At 70.9% G+C, this 21,527-nt stretch carries 16 protein-coding genes and 2 pseudogenes; 10 read left to right on the top strand and 8 right to left on the bottom strand.

The window, feature by feature from the left end:
- Position 1: 1 nt before the first annotated feature.
- Entirely contained in the window at positions 2–970 is a 969-nt protein-coding gene (mdcB, locus tag J3A75_RS05160) for a triphosphoribosyl-dephospho-CoA synthase MdcB (protein WP_012317372.1), read from the top strand.
- Positions 971–1,065: 95 nt separating this feature from the next.
- Complete coding sequence (locus tag J3A75_RS05155; RefSeq protein ID WP_012317371.1) at positions 1,066–1,800, top strand: DUF3750 domain-containing protein; 735 nt, start codon at positions 1,066–1,068, stop codon at positions 1,798–1,800.
- 93 nt (positions 1,801–1,893) lie between these two features.
- Here J3A75_RS05155 and mqo read toward each other — a convergent pair whose 3' ends face one another.
- From mqo to J3A75_RS05135, 4 genes are all read right to left on the bottom strand, one after another.
- The gene (gene mqo, locus J3A75_RS05150) at positions 1,894–3,624 is read right to left on the bottom strand and encodes a malate dehydrogenase (quinone) (RefSeq protein WP_059407908.1); all 1,731 of its coding nucleotides are present in this window, start codon (positions 3,622–3,624) and stop codon (positions 1,894–1,896) included.
- Positions 3,625–4,162: 538 nt separating this feature from the next.
- Positions 4,163–4,711, bottom strand: a complete 549-nt coding sequence (locus tag J3A75_RS05145) for a lipocalin-like domain-containing protein (protein WP_076727932.1) — start codon at positions 4,709–4,711, stop codon at positions 4,163–4,165.
- Positions 4,712–4,857: 146 nt separating this feature from the next.
- The gene (locus J3A75_RS05140) at positions 4,858–5,979 is read right to left on the bottom strand and encodes a tlde1 domain-containing protein (protein WP_063111976.1); all 1,122 of its coding nucleotides are present in this window, start codon (positions 5,977–5,979) and stop codon (positions 4,858–4,860) included.
- A gap of 229 nt (positions 5,980–6,208) precedes the next feature.
- Positions 6,209–7,003 (bottom strand): lytic transglycosylase domain-containing protein, encoded by a 795-nt coding sequence (locus tag J3A75_RS05135; RefSeq protein WP_012317367.1) that lies wholly within the window; start codon positions 7,001–7,003, stop codon positions 6,209–6,211.
- 678 nt (positions 7,004–7,681) lie between these two features.
- Between J3A75_RS05135 and J3A75_RS05130 the strand changes: the two genes are divergently transcribed.
- Positions 7,682–8,368 (top strand): class I SAM-dependent methyltransferase, encoded by a 687-nt coding sequence (locus J3A75_RS05130; protein WP_043073067.1) that lies wholly within the window; start codon positions 7,682–7,684, stop codon positions 8,366–8,368.
- Between the two features lie 53 nt (positions 8,369–8,421).
- Positions 8,422–9,033 (top strand): membrane protein, encoded by a 612-nt coding sequence (locus J3A75_RS05125; protein ID WP_024827637.1) that lies wholly within the window; start codon positions 8,422–8,424, stop codon positions 9,031–9,033.
- Between the two features lie 42 nt (positions 9,034–9,075).
- On the opposite strand, the gene J3A75_RS05120 is transcribed toward J3A75_RS05125, so the two are convergent.
- Positions 9,076–10,767 carry an aminotransferase class III-fold pyridoxal phosphate-dependent enzyme gene (locus J3A75_RS05120; RefSeq protein ID WP_070998423.1) on the bottom strand — a complete coding sequence of 564 codons (1,692 nt, stop codon included), beginning with the start codon at positions 10,765–10,767 and terminating at the stop codon, positions 9,076–9,078.
- A 32-nt stretch (positions 10,768–10,799) separates the two neighbouring features.
- On the opposite strand from J3A75_RS05120, the gene asd reads away from it, so the two are divergent.
- Complete coding sequence (gene asd / locus J3A75_RS05115; RefSeq protein ID WP_029358463.1) at positions 10,800–11,711, top strand: archaetidylserine decarboxylase; 912 nt, start codon at positions 10,800–10,802, stop codon at positions 11,709–11,711.
- A gap of 10 nt (positions 11,712–11,721) precedes the next feature.
- On the opposite strand, the gene J3A75_RS05110 is transcribed toward asd, so the two are convergent.
- The 3 genes from J3A75_RS05110 to J3A75_RS05100 form a co-directional block, all read right to left on the bottom strand.
- Positions 11,722–13,389, bottom strand: coding sequence for a methyl-accepting chemotaxis protein (locus J3A75_RS05110; RefSeq protein WP_070998421.1), 1,668 nt, complete (start codon positions 13,387–13,389; stop codon positions 11,722–11,724).
- Positions 13,390–14,025: 636 nt separating this feature from the next.
- On the bottom strand, positions 14,026–14,328 hold the full coding sequence (locus J3A75_RS05105) for a hypothetical protein (RefSeq protein ID WP_012317361.1): 303 nt from the start codon (positions 14,326–14,328) through the stop codon (positions 14,026–14,028).
- Positions 14,329–14,495: 167 nt separating this feature from the next.
- A complete protein-coding gene (locus J3A75_RS05100) occupies positions 14,496–15,206 on the bottom strand; it encodes a GntR family transcriptional regulator (RefSeq protein WP_083374271.1) in 711 nt (236 codons plus the stop codon).
- A gap of 112 nt (positions 15,207–15,318) precedes the next feature.
- Between J3A75_RS05100 and J3A75_RS37205 the strand changes: the two are divergent.
- From J3A75_RS37205 to J3A75_RS05075, 5 genes and pseudogenes are all read left to right on the top strand, one after another.
- Positions 15,319–16,376: pseudogene (locus J3A75_RS37205) on the top strand (zinc-dependent alcohol dehydrogenase).
- Positions 16,373–17,389 (top strand): NAD(P)H-quinone oxidoreductase, encoded by a 1,017-nt coding sequence (locus tag J3A75_RS05090; RefSeq protein ID WP_209649751.1) that lies wholly within the window; start codon positions 16,373–16,375, stop codon positions 17,387–17,389. The pseudogene J3A75_RS37205 and the gene J3A75_RS05090 overlap by 4 nt, the downstream one beginning before the upstream one ends.
- Positions 17,389–19,116, top strand: coding sequence for an acetolactate synthase catalytic subunit (locus J3A75_RS05085; protein WP_070998415.1), 1,728 nt, complete (start codon positions 17,389–17,391; stop codon positions 19,114–19,116). Before J3A75_RS05090 ends, J3A75_RS05085 begins: the two co-directional genes overlap by 1 nt.
- A 139-nt stretch (positions 19,117–19,255) precedes the next feature.
- Positions 19,256–20,836: pseudogene (locus J3A75_RS05080) on the top strand (branched-chain amino acid ABC transporter ATP-binding protein/permease); the annotation flags it as partial.
- On the top strand, positions 20,823–21,527 hold the full coding sequence (locus tag J3A75_RS05075; protein ID WP_070998411.1) for an ABC transporter ATP-binding protein: 705 nt from the start codon (positions 20,823–20,825) through the stop codon (positions 21,525–21,527). The pseudogene J3A75_RS05080 and the gene J3A75_RS05075, both read left to right, overlap by 14 nt.

Genomic DNA, 21,527 nt, shown 5'->3' with positions numbered 1-21,527 from the left:
GATGCGCGGGCGCCGCCATCCGGTATACGTCGGACCGCCCGACGCCGCTTCGGCTGCGCTGGCGAAGCCGGGAGGAGGCCCGACCCTGCGCGACGAACAGAGCCTGACTGCGCCGGATGCCGACGCGTGCCGCGCCGACGCGCCCAGCGCCGGTCGCGTCGCGGATCTTGCGCACGCGGCGCTCATCGGCGAATTGGAGACATGGCCCAAGCCCGGCCTCGTGAGCCCGGTCGATTCCGGCAGCCACGACGACATGGATGCGGAGACTCTCCGCCGCAGCGCGGCGGCGATCCGGCCGTTCTTCGCGGAGCTGGTCGCGGCGGGTGCCCGCGCGGCGGAGATGGCGGATTTGCGGGCCATCGGTCTGAAAGCCGAGATCGCGATGATGCGGGCGACGGGCGGCGTCAACGCGCATCGGGGCGCGATCTTCTCGCTCGGCCTGATCTGCGCCGCGGCGGGAGCGAAAGGTGAAGGGCACGGTGTCGGGCGGGCCGGGGCCGAGGCCCTGGCCGAGGCGGTTGGGCATCTCTGGGGGCCGGCGATCAGCCGGGCACCGGTCTCGGCTGTCAGCCACGGCGGCCGCGCGGCGCGGCGCTTCGGCGTCGGCGGCGCCAGTGCCGAGGCCGCTTCGGGCTTCCCGACCATCCGGGCCGTCGGCCTTCCCGCCCTCCGCTTCGGCCGTTCCTGCGCCCCCGGCGATCCCGAGGCGGCGCGCGTGCACTGCTTCTTCGCGCTCCTGGCGGTCGTCGATGACACGAATCTCCTGCACCGCGGCGGCGCCGACGGCCTCGTCGGCGCGCGCGCGGCCGCCGCGACCTTTCTCGACGCCGGCGGCATCGCGGCTCCGGCTTGGCGCGAGCGCGCGGCGGCGATCCACCGCTCTTTCGTGGCCGCGCGCCTGAGTCCCGGCGGGTGCGCCGATCTCCTCGCCGCGACGCTGCTGCTGGACGCCCTGGCCTCCGCGCCCTGACGCGCGAGCAGCCCCGGGTCGCGTCGGTCGCAGTTTCGCGGGTGCGGTCGATACCTACATCCGGATCCTGTTCCCCCTCCCCCGCCGGACCGCCCGTGACCCTGTTCAGGATCGCCCTCCTCGCGCTCGCCGCGCTCTTCCTCGTGCCGGTGGCGGTCTCAGCCCTGCTCTACGCGACGCGCGCGAGCGGCGACTGGCGTCTGGCGGATCGGTCCAGCGCCGGACTGCTGCCGCGCGCGGACGCGCATCCCGGCGCCGTGCTGCGCATCTTCTCGGCACGGACCGTGAGCTGGCGCGGCATCGTGGCGACGCACAGTTGGATCGTCCTCAAGGAGCGCGGCGCCCGCGCCTACAGCCGGTTCGACTACACGGCCTGGGGGCAGCCGATCTGGGTCGACCGGTTCGTGCCGGACGGGCGCTGGTTCGGGAACACGCCGACGACCGTGTTCGCGGCCGACGGGCCCGAGGCGGAGACGATGCTCCCGCGGATCCGGCAGGCCGTGGCCGAGTACCGCTACAGCCGGCCCGGCGACTACGTCGTCTGGCCTGGTCCGAACTCGAACACCTTCGTGGCCGCCGTCATGGCGGCGGTTCCGGAGATCCGCGCGAGCCTGCCGACGACCGCGATCGGCAAGGATTTCCCCTACGACGGGCGCTGGATCGGTCCGACGCCGTCCCGAACCGGCATTCGCCTCAATCTCGGCGGCTATGCCGGCCTGACGCTCGGCTGGGTCGAGGGCCTGGAGCTGAACCTGCTCGGCGCCGTCGCCGGGATCGACCTGCGGCGGCCCGGGATCAAGTTGCCGGCCCTGGGGCGGGTCGGCCTCTGAGCGCTCTCCGGGCAACCGCGAAGCCTGCAGAGTCGGAGTTGGGCCACCGCGTGGCCCGGGGCGCACGAACGGCAGCGCCCCGGGCCACGCCGCTCACGGAGCGAGGTCGTGGACCGGCTCCTTCACCGGCGTGGCGCTGCTGTTGAGCACGGTGCTGCCGGTCGTGACCGGCTTGAGCACGGCGCGGTCGATCTGCGGCGGGGTCGGGAGCCGGAGCTGCGCGCTCGTGTCGGCCCACGCGCGGGCGACACGGTCCGGATCGTCGTTGAGCTTCGTGCCGTAGCTGGGAACGATCTCACGGATCTTCGCCTGCCATTCCGGCGTGGCGACCTTCTGGGCGAACACCTTCTCCAGGACCTGGAGCATGATCGGCGCCGCCGTGGAGGCACCGGGCGAGGCCCCGAGAAGGGCCGCGATGCTGCCGTCCTTGGCGTTCACGATCTCGGTGCCGAGCTTCAGCACGCCGCCCTTGTTCGGGTCGCGCTTGATGATCTGCACGCGCTGCCCCGCCTGCCAGAGGCGCCACTCTTCTTTCCTCGCCTTCGGGAAGTACTCGCGCAGCGCCGCGATCCGGTCGTCGTCCGACAGCATCAGCTGCCCCGCGAGGTACTCGACCAGCGGGAACTCGTCGACGCCGACCTTCATCATCGGCCAGAGATTGCTGGTGGTGGTCGAGCTGAGGAGGTCGAAGTACGAGCCCTCCTTGAGGAACTTGGTCGAGAAGGTCGCGAAGGGCCCGAACAGGATCACGCGCTTGCCGCCGAGCACGCGGGTGTCGAGATGCGGCACGGACATCGGCGGGGAGCCCACCGACGCTTTGCCGTACGCCTTGGCGAGGTGGAGCGTGGCGACGTCGGGATTGTCGTTGATCAGGAACGAGCCGCCCACCGGGAAGCCGGCGTAATCGTCCCCTTCGGGGATGCCGGATTTCTGCAGCAGGTGCAGGGCGCCCCCGCCCGCGCCGATGAAGACGAACTTCGCGTCTAGCGTCCGGCGCGTCCGGTCCTTCAGGTTCTTCGCGCTCACCCGCCACGAGCCGTCGCCGTTCTTGGTGATGCTCTCGACCTCGGTCGAGAGCCGCAGGCTGAAGCTCGGCTGCTTCTGCAGGTGGGCGACGTACTGCCGGGTCACTTCGCCCCACTCGCAGTCGGTGCCGAGCGGCGACCACGTCGCGGCGACCTTCTGCTTCGGGTCACGTCCCTCCATCATCAGGGGAACCCACTTGCGGAGCTGCTCCGGATCCTCCGAATATTCCATGCCGGCGAAGAGCGGGCTCGCCTTGAGGGCCTCCCAGCGCTTCTTCAGGTAGGCGATGTTGTCGTCACCCCAGACGAAGCTCATGTGGGGCGTGTAGTTGATGAAGGCGCGCGGGTCCGTCATCACGCCGGTCTTGACCTGGTGGGCCAGGAACTGCCGGGTCACCTGGAACGCCTCGTTGATCTCCACCGCCTTGGCGATCTCGATCTGCCCGTTCTTCTTCTCGGGCGTGTAATTCAGCTCCGCCAGGGCCGAGTGTCCGGTGCCGGCATTGTTCCAGCCGTTCGAGCTCTCGAGGGCGACCTGATCGAGACGTTCGATCATCTGGATCGACCAGTTCGGCTCCAGCTCGTTCAGCCAGACGCCGAGCGTCGCGCTCATGATCCCGCCGCCGATCAGCAGCACGTCGACCTTGCTGTCCGCGCCATCGGCCAGGGCCAGCGGGCCCGGCAGGGCTGCCAGCGCCAGGCCGGTCGCGGCCGTGCCGAGGAGTTGCCGCCGGCTGAGGGGCAGCACGTTCGCGGCCCGGCGGTCGCGCTGGTGTTGGTTATCGTCGTCGCCACGCATGGGCAGATCCCGCTTTTGCGTACCGGACCGGCCGATTGGCCGCCCCGCGTACGGAAGACACTCGATGCGACGGGCGCGAACTCCGCCCGTCCGGCCTTCCGGATCGTTTCCCCGTTCCCGTCGCGGTACGCTCGCGGCCTCGCTCGACCCGACACGACGGTCCTGCGCTGGTCCGCATCGCTTCCATCGTCCCCGGCCCGCACGGATCGCGGGACGATGGGACGCGCTCGCGCGACGCAGGCCTTCCCTCCGCAATGGCGCGCGATCACGCCGGAGAACGGATCTCCGGTTCAAGACCTCGCTCGCGCGGTGGCGCGATTGCCGGGTGGGCGGGAAGATGCTGGCTGGCTTGGCTCAGCAGATTGATGGTGGCCTCATAGAGGACGAGGCTTCAGAGGACAATCACTGCCGGGGTTGCAATCACCGCCATCCTGTCAGTCCGCCGCGACGACCGGCGGCCACGGCGGCGACCCGCCGATAGACTTGCCCCGGCCGCTGGACCGCGTGTCAGCGTCTGGCGGCGCCGCCGGACGTGTCGCTACGGCATGTGCTTGAACCGGATGATGCTGCGCGACAGCCGGCCGTCATCCCAGTTGGGCATCACGCGCCAAGGGGTCGTGACGTCGGCGTAGTCGCCGTCGATGTGGATGGTGCGACGCTGCTCGGTGCCGACCCATTCGGGTGCCCAGGCCGTCTGCACGCTCGTGACCCACTGGTCGCCCTCGATCCGGTAACGTCCGATATAGGCGACGAGGGTCTTCATCAGCGCGGCCCGCTCGGCGTCGGTGGTCGCGGGCTTGCGCGCGCTGCCCTCGAGGTTGAAGGCGACCCAGCCGTCCTTGGTGAAGATGACGCGTCCGCGCGGCGTGCCGCCCATGGCGTCGATGAGCTTGCCGGTCTCCTTGTCCTCGACCTTGTAGGAGACGAGGTCCCAGGTGCCGACGATCCGGTCCGCCAAGTGCGCGCCCACCACTGCCGCTCCGACATGGTCCGGCGCGGACGCGCTCCAGGCCCGGTCGGCGGCCAGGAGGAGGGGAAGCCACAGGAAAGCGCGGACGGCCGCGGCGGCCGTTCGTTGTGCAGGCATGGTCTCGACCGAGTTTCGCGTGCCGCGGCGCCGGTACGCGCCGCCGCCGCGTTCTGCGGGCCGGCGCGGCCGGTTCCAAGCGCCGCGCGAGCAGTGCTGGTAGACCCTCAGCGCGCTTGCGGCGGTTGCCCCGCGGCGAGCCGTCCTCAGCCGCCGTTTCGGGCCATGCGGGTCGTCACCGTGCCGGCGGCGAGGCTCGGCAGCGGGTCCTGCGTGCCGCTGACGACCACCAGACGCTGCACCTCGCCGCGCAGGAAGGCTTGCAGGAACCGGTCGTAGTCGCGGAACGACACGCAGCCGTTCGAGTCGCCGCGCGGGCCCAGCATGTAGGTGTGCGCCAGCAGGCCGACGCGGCCGTAGACGGCTTCGTTGCCGCCGACCGGCGTGAGGCGGATCGCCCGCACACCGTGGAACGGCCGCTCGCGCTCGGTGAGGTCGTAGGTACCCGGCGGCGTCGGCCCGCGCATCCGCACATTGACGAGGCGCGGATCGTCCAGACCCTCGCCGAGCCCGGAATGGGCCTCCAGGCGTTCGCCGTTCGGCAGGGTCACGGTCTTGGCGGCGATGTTGTAGACCGCGATGCCGGCCGTGGGGCCCGGATCGCGGGTCGGGGCCAGCGGCGGCGAGACGCGCTGCGCCGGCGGCGCGACGTCGGCCGGCTTGCTCTCCAGGGCCGTGTAGGCCAGGGCCGGTCCGCGCTCGATGCCGAACAGCTTCTCGAGGAACGAGCGCTCCTCGGGCTGCGGCGTGGGCTGCGCGGCCGGCGGCAACTCGCGGCGCGCCATGCGCCGCTCGGACCGTCGGGCGAATCCAGGGCCCAAGGGGGCGCGGAATTCGGGCGGACGCGGGATTGGCAGCGGGACGACCACCGCGCTGAGCGGCGTCTCGGCGGCCTGCGTCCCGGGCTGGGAGCCGGCCTCGGCGCCGATCTCGGGCTCGGCTTCGGGCGTCAGCGACGGCGGGGCGATCTGATTCCACGCCCAGCGCGACTGCGGAGCGCCGATGGTCTCGCGGCCGGCATCGGGCGAGCCTGCAGCCCCTAGTTCGGCGGTGGCGGTCTCGGCCCCGTCCTCCGCAGCCGTTGCGGGCACCGGCGCTTCCGTCCGGGGGCTCTCGATTCCGGTCACCGGGACCGGGGCGCGATGCAGGACGCTGCTCCCGAGGGCGGCCATCGTCACGAGGCCGGTGAGCACCGTCAGAGGCGCGAGCCAGGTGTTGCGCGCGTTCCGGGTCTTGGCGCCGTCTAGCGGCACGGATTCGACAGCCATCGCGGTTGCCCATGCTCCTCGTCGCGAGGCGGGGCGTGCCGGCTGCCGCTCTCCGGAAAGGCGGAGACGTCGCGGCGGGCGGTCCGGCCCCGCTCAGAGTGAGACAGCGGGGCCGGGCCGGCTTTTCTGGGGCGACGCGATGATCGATCTTGGCCCGATCGGGACCATTTTCGGGCGCGCCGCCGCAGTTCTCGTAGTTCGAACCGGTCTATCCGTGACCGAAATACTGCTAATCGTTGTCGATCTGGCGCCCGAGCAGAGCGATCGCCTTCTCGTAGACCGGTGCCGCGTTCCAGCCCTGGATGGCCGCGAAGTTCGGCTCGCCGGGCTGGTAGCCCGCGCCGGCCCGCCAGCCATGGGCCTTGAGGAAGTTGGCCGTGGACGACAGGGCCGCACCGACGTTGTTCAGGTCGCCGGTGCCGTAGGCCAACACGTTCTTCGGCAGGAACTGGGTATGGCCGACCTCGCCGTGGGCCGCGCCTCGGGTGTTCGGCGTCAGGAGACCGCGATCGATCAGGGTCAGCGCGGCGTAGAGCTGGTCGGTGAAGTATTCCGAACGGCGGCAATCGTAGGCGAGCGTCGCCACCGCGGAGAGCGTGTTGACGTTGCCGCGGACGGCGCCGAAGCCGGTCTCCATGCCCCAGATCGCCAGGAGCGGGCCCGGCGGCACGCCGTAGCGCTGCTCGATCGAGTCGAAGAGGGCCGCGTTCTGCTGCTTCAGAGCCCGGCCCCGCTTGACGATGGTCGGGCCGCCGCGCTTGGCGAGGAACTGGTCCAGCGACAGCTTGAAGCTGTGCTGGCCCCGGTCCGCCGAGATGGTGGCGGTCGAGTAGGTCGTGTTCTGCAGCGCCGCGAGGCTGGCCGCGCTGGCCCGGCCGCGCGCCTCCTCGGCGAATTGCCGCTTCCACGCATCGAAACCGGCCGCGGTGTTGCCGCACTGCGCGGCCTGCACCTGCCCGGCGCTGAGAGCGATCCCGGCGATGGCCGCGACCGCGATGGTCTGACGCCGCAAATTCTCGATCACGCGAAACACTCCTTCGGCGCGTCGTCGCGCCCTGTCCTGCTGGGGATACCGGGTCACATCTCGTCGATATCAGGGCGAGAAGATGTCGAAGGCGCGACCTTGGGTCTCCTCACCCTCAAATCATCGCGCATCTCCGCATCCGCGACGAGGCCGCAACGGCGAGGTGTTCGGAGCATCGTGAACGCCGCGTGAGCGGCGGGCCAACACGCGGCTGCGCGGACCGCAGCGCGCCAAGATCAGGTTGGCCGCCGGAACGATTAGGTCGCCTTCAACGCAGCCGTTTTGCGTCTCAGATCAGTATGTTGCCAGCAAACCGATTGCAGATATGCGGATTTGATCGATCTGTCACAAGCTTGTCAAACGCGCGACATAGCTTTGCCGGCGGAAAGACTTGGGCGGAGATGCGGCGTGGGGTCGTTGATGGTCCGGGCGGCGATGCATGAACCGAGATCCCGCCTCCCGCGCCTCCGCCCGTCCTGACCGGTCCGCGGCATCGCGCGGCGCCGCCCTGCGACCTTGCGAGCCGGGCGAAGCGGGAGAGCGTCGCCGGCGCAGCGCTGAGCGGCACGACGGCCCGTGATGTGGACCGGGCCCGGGAACGCCAGCCCCAAATCCGCGACCGGCGGTCGGTCCAAGCCACCGTCGCGTCGACCCAGCCTATAACCGAACAGGACGCCCATGGCCCTCGGAATGCACGACACCGGTTCCACGCGCGCGGGCCCGCTCGGGCCCGATCTCGACCGCGACGGCGTCGCCAAGGCCTACGGTCGCTGGGCCCCGGTCTACGACCTGGTCTTCGGGCCCGTTTTCGCGCAGGGCCGCACGCTGGCGGCCGCCGCGGCCGAACGGATCGGCGGCCGGATCCTCGAGGTCGGCGTCGGCACGGGGCTGTCCCTGCCCGCCTACCGGCGCGCCCGCAGCATCGTCGGCATCGACATCTCGGCGCCCATGCTGGAGAAGGCGCGCCAGCGCGTGGCCCGGCTGCGCCTGCGCAACGTCGAGCGCCTCGCCGTCATGGATGCCGAGCAGCTCGACTTCCCGGACGCCGCCTTCGACGTGGTGGTGGCCCAGTACGTCGTCACCGCGGTCCCCAATCCCGAGGCGGCGCTGGACGAGTTCGCCCGGGTGTTGCGCCCCGGCGGCGAGATCGTGATCACCACGCGGATCGGTGCCGAGGCCGGCCTCCGGCGCACGGTGGAGCGCGCCCTCGCACCGGTGACCAGCCGCCTCGGTTGGCGGACCGAGTTCTCCTGGGAGCGCTACGCGGCCTGGGCCGCCGCAGCGCCGGTGGAGATCGTCGAGCGCCGCGCGCTCCCGCCGCTCGGCCACTTCTCCCTCGTCCGCCTGCGCAAGCGCGCCGCCTAGGCACGCATCAGCTTCGACCAGCCCACCACAACCTTCGATCGGGGACGCACATCATGGCGAGCTTTCTCGAGGCGCTGCGCATCCAGCGCTGGGACGACCACCGCTACTACCACCACAACCGCGTCAATCAGAGCTTGCACGTGGTGAGCGCGATCAGCTTCCTGGTGGCCTACGCCCTGGCGTTCAAGGACCCGGCCACGGCGGCCTTGATCGGCTGGCTGGTGGCAATGACGTCCCGGCAGGCCGGCCATCTGTTCTTCGAGCCCAAGGGCTACGACCACGTCAACGACGCGACGCACGAGCACAAAGAGGAGATCAAGGTCGGCTACAACCTGCAGCGCAAGATCGTGCTGCTGGCGATCTGGGCGCTGTCCCCCCTCCCGCTCTACTTCGACCCGAGCCTGTTCGGCCTGATCGCGCCCCATCAGAGCACCGCGGACCTGATCCGCAACGTCGGCTGGATCTGGCTGTGGCTGGCGCTTGCCGGCCTGCTGTTCCGGATGGTCCAGCTCTTCCTGCAGCGCGACGTCCAGACCGGCCTTGTCTGGGTGACCAAGATCCTCACGGACCCGTTCCACGACATCAAGCTCTACCACAAGGCGCCGCTCGCCCTGCTGCACGGCGAACTCGTCGAGGAGCAGGAGCCGCACGAGCGCGGCGCCTGAGATTGGATCCCGGGTGCCGGTCCCGCGCGGCCGGCACTCCAATCAGGCTTGATCCGGCGCGCGCAGACCCAGGCGGTCCCCGAGCCTGCCCAGGCGGACCGCCGCGACCTCGCGCAGGATCGACCGGCGGATCGCTCTGTCGCTCGGCACTTCACCCTCCCACCAGCCATCCGCACGCATAGCCTGAGCCGCCGCCACGAAGCGCGTCGCCACGGCCTCGAAAGCCGCGTCGTCGTAGGCGAGGCTGAAGATCATGCGGCCGGTTCCGACCCACGACAGGGCCAGCCCCTCGGCGCGCAGGTAGAATTGCAGCATCCAGTTGTAGCGCGACGGCTTGGTGTACAGGACCGTCCAAACCGTCGACATGTTGGCGACCCGGACCGGCAGGTCGGCCCCCGCCAGGAGGGTGTTGAGGTGCCGCGCGCGCGCGTCCCAGGTCGCGTCGAGATCGGCGTAGAGCGCGGCCACCGCCGGGCTGTCCAGCCGGTCGAGGAACGCGCCCATCGCGCCCATGACGTAGGGATGGGCGTTGAAGGTGCCCCGCGCGAAGCAGATGTCGACGGGGCGGTCGTCCCTGTACCGCCGCATCAGGTCGGCGCGCCCGCAGAGGACGCCGACGGGCAGGCCGCCGCCGAGAGTCTTGCCGTACGTGACCATGTCGGCGCGCAGGCCGAAATAGGCCTGCGCGCCGCCGCGGGCGAGGCGGAAGCCCATGAAGACCTCGTCGAGGATCAGCACGATGCCCCGGGCGCTGCACACCGACCGGAGTTCGTGGAGCCACTTGGTGTAGGCGGCGCGGTCGAAGGCCGCTCTGCGGCCGCTGTCGACCAGCGCGGAATCGGCCGGCGCCCCGGCATTCGGGTGCATGGCCTGGAGCGGGTTGACCAGGACGCAGGCGACGTCGCGGCGGGTGGCGAGCACCCGCAGCGTCCGCTCGGACATGTCGGCCAGGGTGAGCGTGTCGCGGGTCGGGACCGGGTTGCCGATGCCCGGCTGCACATCGCCCCACCAGCCGTGATAGGCGCCGCACAGGCGCACGATCCGGCGGCGGCCGGTGTGGTAGCGGGCGAGCCGCACCGCCTGCATCACCGCCTCGGTGCCGGACATGTGGAACGAGACCTCGTCGAGGCCCGAGATCGCCCTCAGCCGCGCGACGTTGCCGGTGACGACCGGGTGGAGCGGCCCGAGCACGGGGCCCAGCGCCGAGACCCGCGCGGCACCCTCGTCCAGGCAGGCCCGGTAGAAGTCGACGCCGAACAGGTTCACGCCGTAGGAGCCGGCGAGGTCGTAGAAGACGTTGCCGTCGAGATCCGTGACCGTGACGCCCGACGCGGCGGCCGCGAAGGCGCCGGTGCCGAGATGCGCGCGCACGTGCCGGGCGTACTGGAACGGTACCCGGTAGAGCCCGGTGAACTGGAGGTCCGAGAGCCCGGCGCGGACCGACTCGGTCTCGGCCCGTGTCCTGGCGAAGCGCGCCCGGAACAGGTCGGAGAGCCGCGCGAAGCCGGCCTCGCGGCGGCACGCCACCGCCTCGTCCGGATCGTCCGACCGGAAGAAGGCGCGCTCCGAATAGGAATAGTGCGGGATCAGCCGGGCGACGCGCCGGGCCATGCGGGCGTGGCCGGTGAGCGAGCGGTGCTTCGCCCGCGAGAGCTGCAGGCGTTCGGCCGCCCGTGGCAGCGCGAGAACCGCGGCGGCGGTGGTGGCGGACAGGGTGATGAGGAGCGCGGACATCGCCCCGCGCCCTACCGGAGACGGTTCACGGCATGATGACGGTTGCGGGATCCCGGCTGCGGACACTCCTGGCGCGGATCGGTGCGCAGGAGGATCTCAATTTTCTGCTGACGAACCGTCTGCCGCGCCGCCTGGCGACCCGCTTCATGGGCTGGTTCAGCCGGATCGAGCAGCCGCTGATCCGGGACCTCTCGATCGCGACGTGGCGGCTGTTCTGCGACGTCGATCTCCGCGACGCGCGGGAGACGCGCTTCCCCAGCCTTCACGCCGCCTTCGTGCGGGCCCTGCGCTCAGGCGCCCGGCCGATCGCGGCCGACCCGACTCTGCTGACGAGCCCCAGCGACGCGATCCTGGGGGCCCACGGCCGCATCGAGGCCGGCCGCCTGTACCAGATCAAGGGCCTGTCCTACCGACTCGCCGACCTGCTGGGCGGTGACACAGCGCTGGCGCGCGCCCACGAGGGGGGCTGCTACGCCACCCTGCGCCTGACGGCCGGGATGTACCATCGCTTCCACGCCCCGCACGACCTGCGCGTCGAGTCGGTGCGCCACATCTGGGGCGATACCTGGAACGTGAACCCGATTGCCCTGAAGCGCGTCGAGGCGCTGTTCTGCAGGAACGAGCGCGCCGTCCTGCGCCTGCGCCTCGCTCCGGGCGGGCACGCGGTGACGCTGGTGCCGGTGGCGGCCATCCTCGTTGCCGGTCTGCGCCTCGGCTTCCTGCCCGAGGGGCTCAATCTGCGCGAGACCGGGGGACGGCGCATTCCCACCGCGGCCCGGCTCGCGAAGGGCGCCGAGATGGGCTGGTTCGAGCACGGTTCCACCATCGTGGTGCTGGCGCCCGCCGGCTTCGAGCTCTGCCCGGGGCTCGCCGTCGGATCGATCCTACGGGTCGGCGCGCCCCTGATGCGCCTGCCGCAGCCTCCCGGATCGCCCGGCGGCTGAGCGCGCCGCCTCAGGCTGCCTGAACCGCCGCGAGGAATCCCGCGACCGCGGCGTTCAGGGTCTCCGATTGCCGCGACAGGGCGGTGGCCGCGTCCAGCGCCGCGGCCGCGGTCCGGCCGGTCTCGCCGGCGGCCTGCGTGATGGTTCCGATCGTGACCGTGACCGCCCGCGTGCCGTCGGCGGCTTGGCTGACGTTCCGCACGATCTCCTGCGTCACCGCCTCCTGCTCTTCCATCGAGGCCGCCACGCTCGTCGCGATGGTCCGAAGGTCCAGGACGGACGCGGTGATCGCCTGGATGACGTCGACGGCGCGGTGCGTCTCCTTCTGGATCGTCGCGACCTGATCGGAGATCGTCTCGGTCGCTCGGACGGTCTGGGCCGCCAGCTCCTTCACCTCGGTGGCGACGACCGCGAAGCCGCGACCCGCGTCTCCGGCGCGGGCCGCCTCGATGGTGGCATTGAGCGCGAGCAGGTTCGTCTGCGCGGCGATCCCGGCGATCAGGCTGATCACGGTGCCGATCCGCTCGGCGCCGTCGGCGAGGCTCATCACGAGGGTGTTGGTCTCCGTCGCCTCGGCCGCCGCGCGCTGGGCCATGTCCGAGGAGCGCGTGATCTGGCCGTTGATGACCCCGATCGACGTCGCCAGTTCCTCGCTGGCCGCCGCGACGGTCTGCACGTGGACCGAGGTCTGCTCGGCCGCCGAAGAGACCTGGAGCAACTGCGTCGCGGTCTGTCCGGCGTTCCGGTCCATGGTCGCGGCGGCACTTTCCATGGCCCCGGCGCTGGTCGCTAACGCCGCAGTCAGGCCCTCCATCTGCTGGCGGAACGTCCGCGTGGCGCGGTCCATGGTCTCGGCGCGGCGCGCTTTCGCGGCCGCCTCGGTGGCGGCGGCCACATCCGCCGCGCGCTTCGCGACGAGCGCATCCTTGAAGACCTGGACAGCCTTGACCATCGCGCCGATCTCGTCGCCACGGTCCGCGCCGTCGATCCGCGCATCGAGGTCGCCCGCGGCGAGACGGGTCATCGTCGCCGTCGTCCGGCCGATCGGGCGGGTGACTTGGGTGAGGATCACACGGACGCCGTACCCGACCGCTAGGGCGGCGCCGGCCAGTGTCGCCAAGAGCAGCATCCGCAGGCGCTGCGCCATCGCGTCCGCGCGTTCGAACTCGGCGCGGGCCTCGCGGACCTGCAGGTCGGACAGCTCGCCGATGGTCGCCGTTGTCGGGCTCATCGCCCGGAGGAGATCGATCCGGGACGCGGTCACAGCGTCAAGGTCCCCGTTCGTCAAGGCGCGGACGAGGTCGGCCACGATCGCCGCGTCGCGGTCGAATCGCGGCGTCAGCTTCGCGACGAGCTGTGTCTCCTCGGGCGTGAGATACGTGGTCAGGTAGGCGGCCCAGGCTTCCTTCGCCCGTGCCAGCTGGTGATCGAGGATCGTCACGGCTTCGGCCGCCTGTATCGCGTGGACCTCGAAATCTCGCGTCGCGGTGAGGATGGCATCGAAAGCATCGCGCATCGTGCCGAACTGGCTGAGCGGCATGACTCTGTCGGCGTAGATCGATTCGAGACCCCTGAAATTTTTATAGAGCGCGTAATTACTGAGCCCTGCTGATCCTATGAGGAGTGTACCCAGTACGGCGAGAAGTGCGAATAGCCTGCCCTTGATCGTGTTAATCATCGATGGCGACCGTATCGTTGTCGGAGCTCTGAGCGACGATGGCGGTCTAACACTCTGCCTGTGCAGTTCAAGATGTTTCTGGTGTCTTGGAATAGAAAATCAGTACCGTATCTGCGAGGTTGGCTCCGATATTATCTGGCAAATTACGTTTTTGTTGCAGTAACGATCTGAGCAATAAATCGATGGTGCGTGCAATGCTAATTCTGTTCCTCGGGTCGACGTTGGAGCCCGGGGGGTTCAGGTGATGCATCTCGTTCGATGCTGGGGGTGGCGCGAATGCCGCGCAGCCGCGCCGATACGCGCTCGCGAACATCTGTTCAGGACGCTGTCCTGATGGACTTCTCTGGATCGCGTGATTGGAGCATGCCGGCCTCGACCGGCGCGCTGGAGCGCCGTCGCGATCAGCGCACGCGCGGCGGCTGGGAGCGCCGCGTTGTGCCCGAAGATCCGCTGGCGTGGAGCGTCTTCAGCCGGACTGGGCGGTAGCCCGACCGCGAGCAGGTTCTTCAGCCAGGAGCATGCCGGCACCGCGTCGAGCCGCGAATATCGCCCCGCCATCTACGGAGCGAAGTCCCGCTGTAGCCCGGCGTACAGACCCTCGAGTGACGGGCCGCGTTCGACGACGGGGCCAGCCGCTCAGCGCTGTACCGCCTCGATATCATCCTCGTAGATCGAGTCCGGCTGGCAGGCGTGCCATTCCTTCTTCTCGTCCGCCTGTCCTTTGCGGCCCCAGCAATAGCCCGCCTGAGCCAAGCGCCCACTCAGCCGATCGCGCAGCCGACACTGCTCCCGGACGATGGCCGGATCCCCGGTGCCCTCACAGGCCCGCGCGGCGTTCGCCTCGGCCGTCAGCAACTCGGGAATGGTTGGAAGCTGCTGCTGGGCGCGCGCGCCCGTGGCAGCGAAGACCAGAGCGAGGACGGCGAGATCAGCGCGCATGGGGCGCAGGATAGACGCGCGTCGGCATCCGGCAATTGCAGGACGCTCCGCACTCCGGCGTTTTCTGGGTGGGGGCTCGCCGCGCCCAGGGCCGCCGCCTCGGCCGCGACGCCGATCCGACCGCACCCGGCATCGATCGACTTCCCTGTCCGCCTCGCGATCGGCCATCACCCCTTGGCGGCCGCGCGGACATGCGCGAACAGACCGCTCCCGCCGCGCTCGATATCCTCGCGCACCGCATCCCGGGCCGCGACCGGGTCGCGGTCGCGCAAGGCGTCGATGATGCGCCGATGAGGGTGCGGTTCCCAGTCGGGGACGCCGTCGTCGTAGAGGTGCGAGAGGATCGGGCCGCAGCGCACCCACAGGAGTTCGACGATCTCGTACAGGATCGGCATCTGCCCGATCTTGCACAGCGTCAGGTGAAACTCGGTGTTGACGTTCACCGCGCGCGCGAAGTCGCGGCTCGCGTGGCATTGCGAGATCTGCGCGTGGATCGCCTCCAGCACGTCGACCTCGGCCGATTCTCTGGCAGCCCCAGCGGCGGCGGCACGTCCCTCGAGATCGGTGCGGATCGCGCGGATCTCCAGGAGCTGATCCAGGGTCAGCCGAGGCACGACGACGCTGCCGCGCGCGTCGAGCGCGAGGGCCTTCTCGGCGACGAGCTTGAGCAGGGCCTCGCGCATGGGCGTCGCGCTGATGCCGAAGCGGGCCGACATCGGGCGAAGGCGCAGGCGCGTATCGGGTCGCAGCTGTCCGCGCATCAGCGCGAGGCGCAGCTCGCGGTAGGCCCGCTCGCTGAGGCTCTCCTTGACAATCGGACGAACCCAATCCGGCATGATTTCGCCGGTTTCCAGTTCGGACGCCGAGGCGCTTGACATATTCCTCCCCTTGGTCCGATGTCCGTTATAACAAATAACGGAATGCGTCGACGGCACGTACCGTAGGGCATGCCGCCGGGCCGAGAGGCTCGGCGGGAGACAGGGGACGGAAATGCTCGCGTTGCGCAAGGCGACGGCCGACTTCGGGGCTGACCTCGTCCACGTCGATGCACCCACCACTCCGGGGGCTGGCCGCGTGACCGTCACGGTCGCCGCGGCCGGCATCTGCGGCAGCGACATCCACGCCTACGAGTGGACCCCCGGCTACGGGTTCATGATCCCCTTCATGCCGGTCACCCTCGGCCACGAGTTCGCCGGGACGGTCCGCGCCGTGGGAGACGGCGTGACCGGGCTCGCTGTCGGCGACCGGGTCACCTGCTGCCCGACAGTGCCGCGCGGCGGCTGCGCGGCCTGCGCGCCGAGCGGCCGCAGGATTGCCAGGGAAGGCGAGTCGTCGGCCTGCACGCGGACGGGGCCTTCGCCGAGCAGGTCGTCGTTCCGGCCGATAATTGCCGCCGCCTGCCCGACGGGATGCCGCTGGCCGTCGCGGCGCTGGCCGAGCCGCTGGCGGTCGCGGTCAACGCGGTGGACGTGGCGGAGGTCGGGCCGGGCGACCGTGTGGCGGTGCTCGGCCCGGGCCCGATCGGCCTCTGCATCGCGTTCGTGGCGCAGCACCGGGGCGCGGACGTGCTGCTCGCCGGTCTCGACGACACCGCGCGCCTCGACCTCGCTCGACGAATCGGCATCCGCGCGACGGCCGATCTCGCCGGCGTCGGCCTGGACGACGCCGTCCGGCGCACCTTCGACGGGGAGGCTGACCGGGTGATCGAGGCGACGGGATCCGCCCGATCGGTGGTCGACGGGATGGGCGTGCTGCGTTCCGGCGGCGTGATGGTGGTGGCCGGCATCCACTCCGGATCCCTCGACCTCGACCTGACGGGTTTCGTGCGCAGCAAGAAGCAGCTGCGCGCGGCCCACGACACGACGGCGCGCGCCTTCGACGCCGCGATCGCGCTCCTCGCGGACCATGCCGGGACGTTGAGGGCGCTGATCACGCACCGTCGTCCCCTCGCGGAAGCCTGGGCGGCGTTCGATCTGGCGCGGAGCCGGCAGGCCATCAAGGTGCTGCTTCTTCCCGAAGCGGCGGGGAGCCAGGGGGCCGAGCGATGAGCACCACGATGCGAGCCGTGATCGCCGTCGGGCAGGGCGGCCCCGAGGTCCTCCGGATCGTCGAGCGACCGCGCCCCGAGCCGGGCGAGGGACAACTGCTCGTGCGGGTCGAGTCCGCGGGCATCAACCGGCCGGACGTGATGCAGCGCGAGGGCCGCTACCCGCCGCCGCCCGGCGCCTCCGACGTGCTGGGGCTCGAACTCGCCGGCATCGTGGAGGCGCTCGGATCCGGTGCCGGGCGCTTCCGAACCGGTGATCGGGTGATGGCGCTGGTCCATAGCGGCGCCTACGCCGAGTGGGCCGTCGTCGACGAGGGGGTCGCGCTGAAGGTGCCGGACGGCCTCCCGGCGATCGAGGCGGGGGCGATCCCCGAGACCTACCTCACCGTCTGGAGCAACGTGTTCGAGCGTGCCCGGCTAAGGGCGGGCGAGAGCCTGCTGATCCACGGCGGCGCCTCGGGGATCGGCACCACCGCGATCCTGCTGGCGAAGGCTTGGGGCGCCCGCGTGATCGTGACCGCGGGCTCGTCCGAGAAATGCGCGGCCTGCCTCAGGCTCGGCGCGGACGCCGCGATCGACTATCGGCGGGAGGATTTCGTCGCCGCGGCCCGGGCCGCCACCGACGGGGGCGGGCCCGACGTGATCCTCGACATGGTCGGCGGCCCCTACATCGCCCGCAACCTCGACGCCGTGGCGGTCGACGGGCGCATCGCCCAGATCGCCTTCCAGCAGGGCTCGCGGGTGACGGAGATCGATCTCCAGCCTCTCCTGACGAAGCGGGTGACGCTGACGGGCTCGACGCTGCGGGCTCGCCCGGTCGCCCTGAAGGCCCGCCTGGCCGAGGCCCTCGCGGAGCACGTCCTGCCGCTGCTCGCGGCCGGGCGCGCGCGGCCACCGATCGATTCCGTGTTCGCGTTCGACCGGGTGGCTGAAGCCCATGCCCGCATGGATGGGGGCCAGCAAGTCGGGAAGATCGTCCTCTCGATCAGTGACGCCGCGCGGGGGAGCCGCTGATGTCCGAGATGTCCGAGCGCGCCAACATGACCGGCGCCCACGCCCTGGCCGCGGCGCTCCACCGGCACGGGGTCCGCGACGTGTTCGGCCAGAGCATCCCCTCGGCGCTGTTCCTGGCCGCGCCGCACCACGGCATCCGCCAGATCGGCTACCGCACCGAGAACGCGGGCGCCGCCATGGCCGACGCCTACGCGCGGATCTCGGGCCGGGTCGCGGTGGTCGCCGCCCAGAACGGTCCCGCCGCCACCCTGCTGGTGCCGGGCCTCGCGGAAGCGCTGAAGGCATCCGTACCGGTGTTGGCCATCGTCCAAGACGTTCACCGGCAATTCACGGACCGGAACGCCTTCCAGGAACTCGATCACCTCGCCCTGTTCGCGGGCGTCGCCAAGTGGGTCCGCCGGGTCGCGGTCGCCGAGCGCATCGACGACTACGTCGACATGGCCTTCGCGGCCGCGGCCTCCGGGCGGCCCGGTCCGGCGGTGCTGCTGGTGCCCCTGGACCTGCTCGACGAGCGGCCGGATTTCGAGGCCTCGGCACCGCGCCGAGCGGCCAGCCTCGGCACCTTCCCCCTCGACCGCACGGTCGCCGACCCGGCCGGGATCGCGGAGGCCGCGGACCTGATCGCTGGGGCGCGGCGCCCCCTCGTGATCGCGGGCGGCGGTGTCCATTCCTCCGGCGCCTATTCGGAACTCGGCGCGCTGCAGAGCCTCGGACTGCCGGTCGCCACCACGGTGATGGGCAAGGGCGCCGTCGCCGAGACCGACCCGCTCTCCGTCGGCGTCGTCGGCTACTTCATGGCGCCGCGGGCGCGCTCGTCCCACCTGCGCGCGCTCGTCACGGAGGCCGACGTCGTCCTCCTCGTGGGCAACCGCACCAATCAGAACGGCACCGACAGCTGGTCGCTCTACCCGGCAGGCGCCCGATTCATCCATCTCGACGTGGACGGGGGCGAGGTCGGCCGCAATTACGAGTCCCTCCGCCTCGTTGGCGATGCCAAGCTGACCCTCGCTTCCCTCGCCGAGGTCCTTCGGCAGCGCGACCTGTCCGGTCTGAAAGGCCGCCGCGCGGCGCTCGCCGACACCATCGCCCGCGCCCGCGAGGCCCAGGCCGGCGACATGGCCCGCCTCGTCGACATGGAGGCCACCCCGATCCGACCCGAGCGGATCATGGCCGAGATCGACGCGGTGACGACGCCCGAGACCGTCGTCGTCGCCGACGCGAGCTACGCCTCGATCTGGATCGCCAACTTCCTCACGGCGCGGAGGGCCGGCCAGCGCTTCCTCACCCCGCGCGGCATCGCCGGACTCGGATGGGGCCTGCCCTTCGCCCTCGGCGCCAAGGTCGCTCGCCCGGACGCGCCCGTGATCTGCGTGACCGGCGACGGCGGCTTCGGCCACGTCTGGTCGGAGCTGGAGACGGCGCGGCGCATGCGGCTGCCGGTCATCGTCGTCGTCCTGAACAACCAGATCCTCGGCTACCAGAAGCACGCGGAGCTGAGCCTGTTCGGCGACTTCACCGACGTCTGCGACTTCGAGGCGGTGGACCATGCCGCGATCGCCCGCGCCTGCGGCTGCGCCGGGACCCGCGTCGAGCGCCCCGGAGATCTCGCGCCGGCGCTGCGCGACGCACTCGCGAACGACGCCGTCACGGTGATCGACGTGATCACCGACCAGCGCGCCTACCCGCCGATCACCAGCTTCGAGGGCAAGGACGCCCTCGCCTACTGACGCCCCCGACTGGCCCCGACGAGAAGGCGCACGAAGCGCCGGGCCGACGACTGACACGGGAGGAAACGATGAGAGTTCTGGCGCGTGCACTCGCCGCCGCCCTCGTGCTGGGCGCCGCGGCCCAGGCGACGGCCGAGACGCCTGGAACATCGTCGGCGGCTACGCCGGCCAGCGCTCCCTCGGCCAAGGCATATTCTACGGCCTCGGCGCCTATTGCGGCATGCTGCTCGTCGGTGCCGGGATCAGCCCGTGGATCGGCATCGTGGCCGGCGCCGCACTCGCCGTGCTAGTGGCGCTGGCGATCAGCTTCCCGTGCTTCCGGCTGCACGGACCGTCCTTCTCGCTGGCGACGATCGCCTTCCTCGAAGTTTTCCGCGTGCTGGCCCTCCATTTCCGGGACCTGACCGGGGGTGCCACGGGACTGGTGATCCCGCTGAAGTTCGGCTGGGCCTGGATGATGTTCCGCGATCGCTGGCCACCGCTGGCCATCGCCTTCGGGCTCCTGCTGCTGACACTCGCGATCGCGTGGTGGATGCGGGCGCACCGGATCGGCTTCCACCTCGTCGCGACCCGCGAGCGGGAATCGGCCGCCCACGCGGCGGGCGTGCGCACGGTGCGCGTGCGGCTCATCGCCGTGGCCGTGTCGGGGGCGCTCACCGCCATGGTCGGCACCTTCCACGCCATGTACCTGACCTTCATCGAGCCGGCGGCGATGTTCTCGCTGACCCTGTCGATCCAGATCGCGATGTTCGCGCTGATCGGCGGCCTCGGCACGGTGTTCGGGCCGCTGCTCGGCGCGAAGGCCCTAGGGCTGCACGGCCTCGTCTACGGCCTTGTGCTGGTGCTCGTCGTCCTGTTCCTGCCCAACGGCCTGATGGGGCTCGTCACCCGCTTCGCGCGGTCCGGCGCCGGCGGTCGCGGCGTGAAGGCCGGTGCTGTTCCGGCCGCGCCGCGCGCCGCGGAACGGCCGCCGGTCGGCGAGGCCGTCCTCCGGGTCGAGGGCCTTCAGAAGCGCTTCGGCGGCCTGCACGTCACCAACGACGTCGGCTTCACCCTCCGGGAGGGCGAGATCCTGGGTCTGATCGGCCCGAACGGGGCCGGCAAGACCACCGTCTTCAACATGATCTCGGGCTTCCTCAAGCCCGACGCCATAACGGTGAGCGTGCGCGCGCCGGACGGGACGTGGCAGCATCCGGGCCAAACGGCGGATTTCGCGACGCTCGGCGTCGGCCGCACCTTCCAGATCGTGCAGCCCTTCGCCGCCATGACGGTCGAGGAGAACATCATGGTCGGCGCCTTCCACCGCCACCGCGACGTCCGCGAAGCGCGGGCGGTCGCGCGCGAGACCGCCGAGCGAATGGGGCTCGCGCCGTGGCTCGGAAGCGAGGCGCGCGGTCTCACCATCGGCGGTTTCAAGCGGCTCGAGGTCGCCCGCGTGATGGCGATGCGCCCGCGCGTGCTGCTCCTCGACGAGCTGATGGCCGGCATCAATCAGATCGACGTGCGCCGCGCCATCGATCTGATGCTGTCGATCCGCGATACCGGCGTCAGCATCATCGCGATCGAGCACGTCATGCAGGCGGTGATGGCGCTCTCCGACCGGGTGATCGTCCTGAGTTCCGGGCAGATCATCGCCCAGGGAAGCCCGCAGGACGCGGTCCGCTACCCGGCCGTGATCGAGGCTTATCTCGGCAAAGAGTTCGCCCATGCTCACGCTTGAGCGCGTGGATGCCGGCTACGGCGCGACCAGCATCCTGCACGCCGCCTCGCTGGAGGTGCGCGCCGGCGAGGTGGTGACGATCGTCGGCGCCAACGGTGCCGGCAAGACGACGACGCTGCGGACCATCGCGGGCTTCGTGACGCCGACGCACGGCCGGATCCTGTTCGAGGATGAGGACGTCACCCGGCTCTCAGGCCACGAGATGGTGGCGCGGGGCGTCACCCTGATCCCGGAGGGGCGCCAGCTCTTCCCCGAGATGACGGTGCGGGAGAACCTGCTGATGGGCGCCTACCGCCGCGCCGCGCGCGAGCGCCAGTCGGAGACGCTCGCGGACGTCCTCGACCTGTTCCCGCGGGTGCGCGAGCGCCTCGACCAGAACGCCGGCTCCCTGTCCGGGGGCGAGCAGCAGATGGTGGCCATCGCCCGCGGGATGATGGCGCGTCCCAAGCTCCTGATGTTCGACGAGCCCTCCCTCGGCCTCGTGCCGATCGTGGTGGCGCAGGTCTTCGCGGTGGTCAACCGGATCGCGAGGACCGGCGCCACCGTGCTGATCGTCGAGCAGAACGTGTTCCACACGCTGCAGGTCGCCGACCGGGGCTACGTGCTGGAGAACGGCGAGATCGTCCTCGCCGACGCGTCCGCGGCCCTGCTCGACAACGACCACGTCCGCCGCACCTATCTGGGGATCTGA

The sequence above is a fragment of the Methylobacterium sp. PvP105 genome (genome assembly GCF_017876975.1).
Lineage (GTDB): Bacteria > Pseudomonadota > Alphaproteobacteria > Rhizobiales > Beijerinckiaceae > Methylobacterium > Methylobacterium radiotolerans.
The sequence above is the reverse complement of the archived record's forward strand: the minus strand, read 5'-3'. Positions and strand labels throughout refer to the sequence as shown.

Coding starts and splice junctions, on each gene's coding strand:
- J3A75_RS05075 (WP_070998411.1), top strand. CDS start 20,823: ATGCTCACGCTTGAGCGCGTGGATGCCGGCTACGGCGCGACCAGCATC.
- J3A75_RS05090 (WP_209649751.1), top strand. CDS start 16,373: ATGAGCACCACGATGCGAGCCGTGATCGCCGTCGGGCAGGGCGGCCCC.
- J3A75_RS05085 (WP_070998415.1), top strand. CDS start 17,389: ATGTCCGAGATGTCCGAGCGCGCCAACATGACCGGCGCCCACGCCCTG.
- J3A75_RS05125 (WP_024827637.1), top strand. CDS start 8,422: ATGGCGAGCTTTCTCGAGGCGCTGCGCATCCAGCGCTGGGACGACCAC.
- J3A75_RS05105 (WP_012317361.1), bottom strand. CDS start 14,328: ATGCGCGCTGATCTCGCCGTCCTCGCTCTGGTCTTCGCTGCCACGGGC.
- J3A75_RS05130 (WP_043073067.1), top strand. CDS start 7,682: ATGGCCCTCGGAATGCACGACACCGGTTCCACGCGCGCGGGCCCGCTC.
- J3A75_RS05110 (WP_070998421.1), bottom strand. CDS start 13,389: ATGATTAACACGATCAAGGGCAGGCTATTCGCACTTCTCGCCGTACTG.
- mqo (WP_059407908.1), bottom strand. CDS start 3,624: ATGCGTGGCGACGACGATAACCAACACCAGCGCGACCGCCGGGCCGCG.
- mdcB (WP_012317372.1), top strand. CDS start 2: ATGCGCGGGCGCCGCCATCCGGTATACGTCGGACCGCCCGACGCCGCT.
- J3A75_RS05140 (WP_063111976.1), bottom strand. CDS start 5,979: ATGGCTGTCGAATCCGTGCCGCTAGACGGCGCCAAGACCCGGAACGCG.
- J3A75_RS05100 (WP_083374271.1), bottom strand. CDS start 15,206: ATGTCAAGCGCCTCGGCGTCCGAACTGGAAACCGGCGAAATCATGCCG.
- asd (WP_029358463.1), top strand. CDS start 10,800: ATGATGACGGTTGCGGGATCCCGGCTGCGGACACTCCTGGCGCGGATC.
- J3A75_RS05145 (WP_076727932.1), bottom strand. CDS start 4,711: ATGCCTGCACAACGAACGGCCGCCGCGGCCGTCCGCGCTTTCCTGTGG.
- J3A75_RS05120 (WP_070998423.1), bottom strand. CDS start 10,767: ATGTCCGCGCTCCTCATCACCCTGTCCGCCACCACCGCCGCCGCGGTT.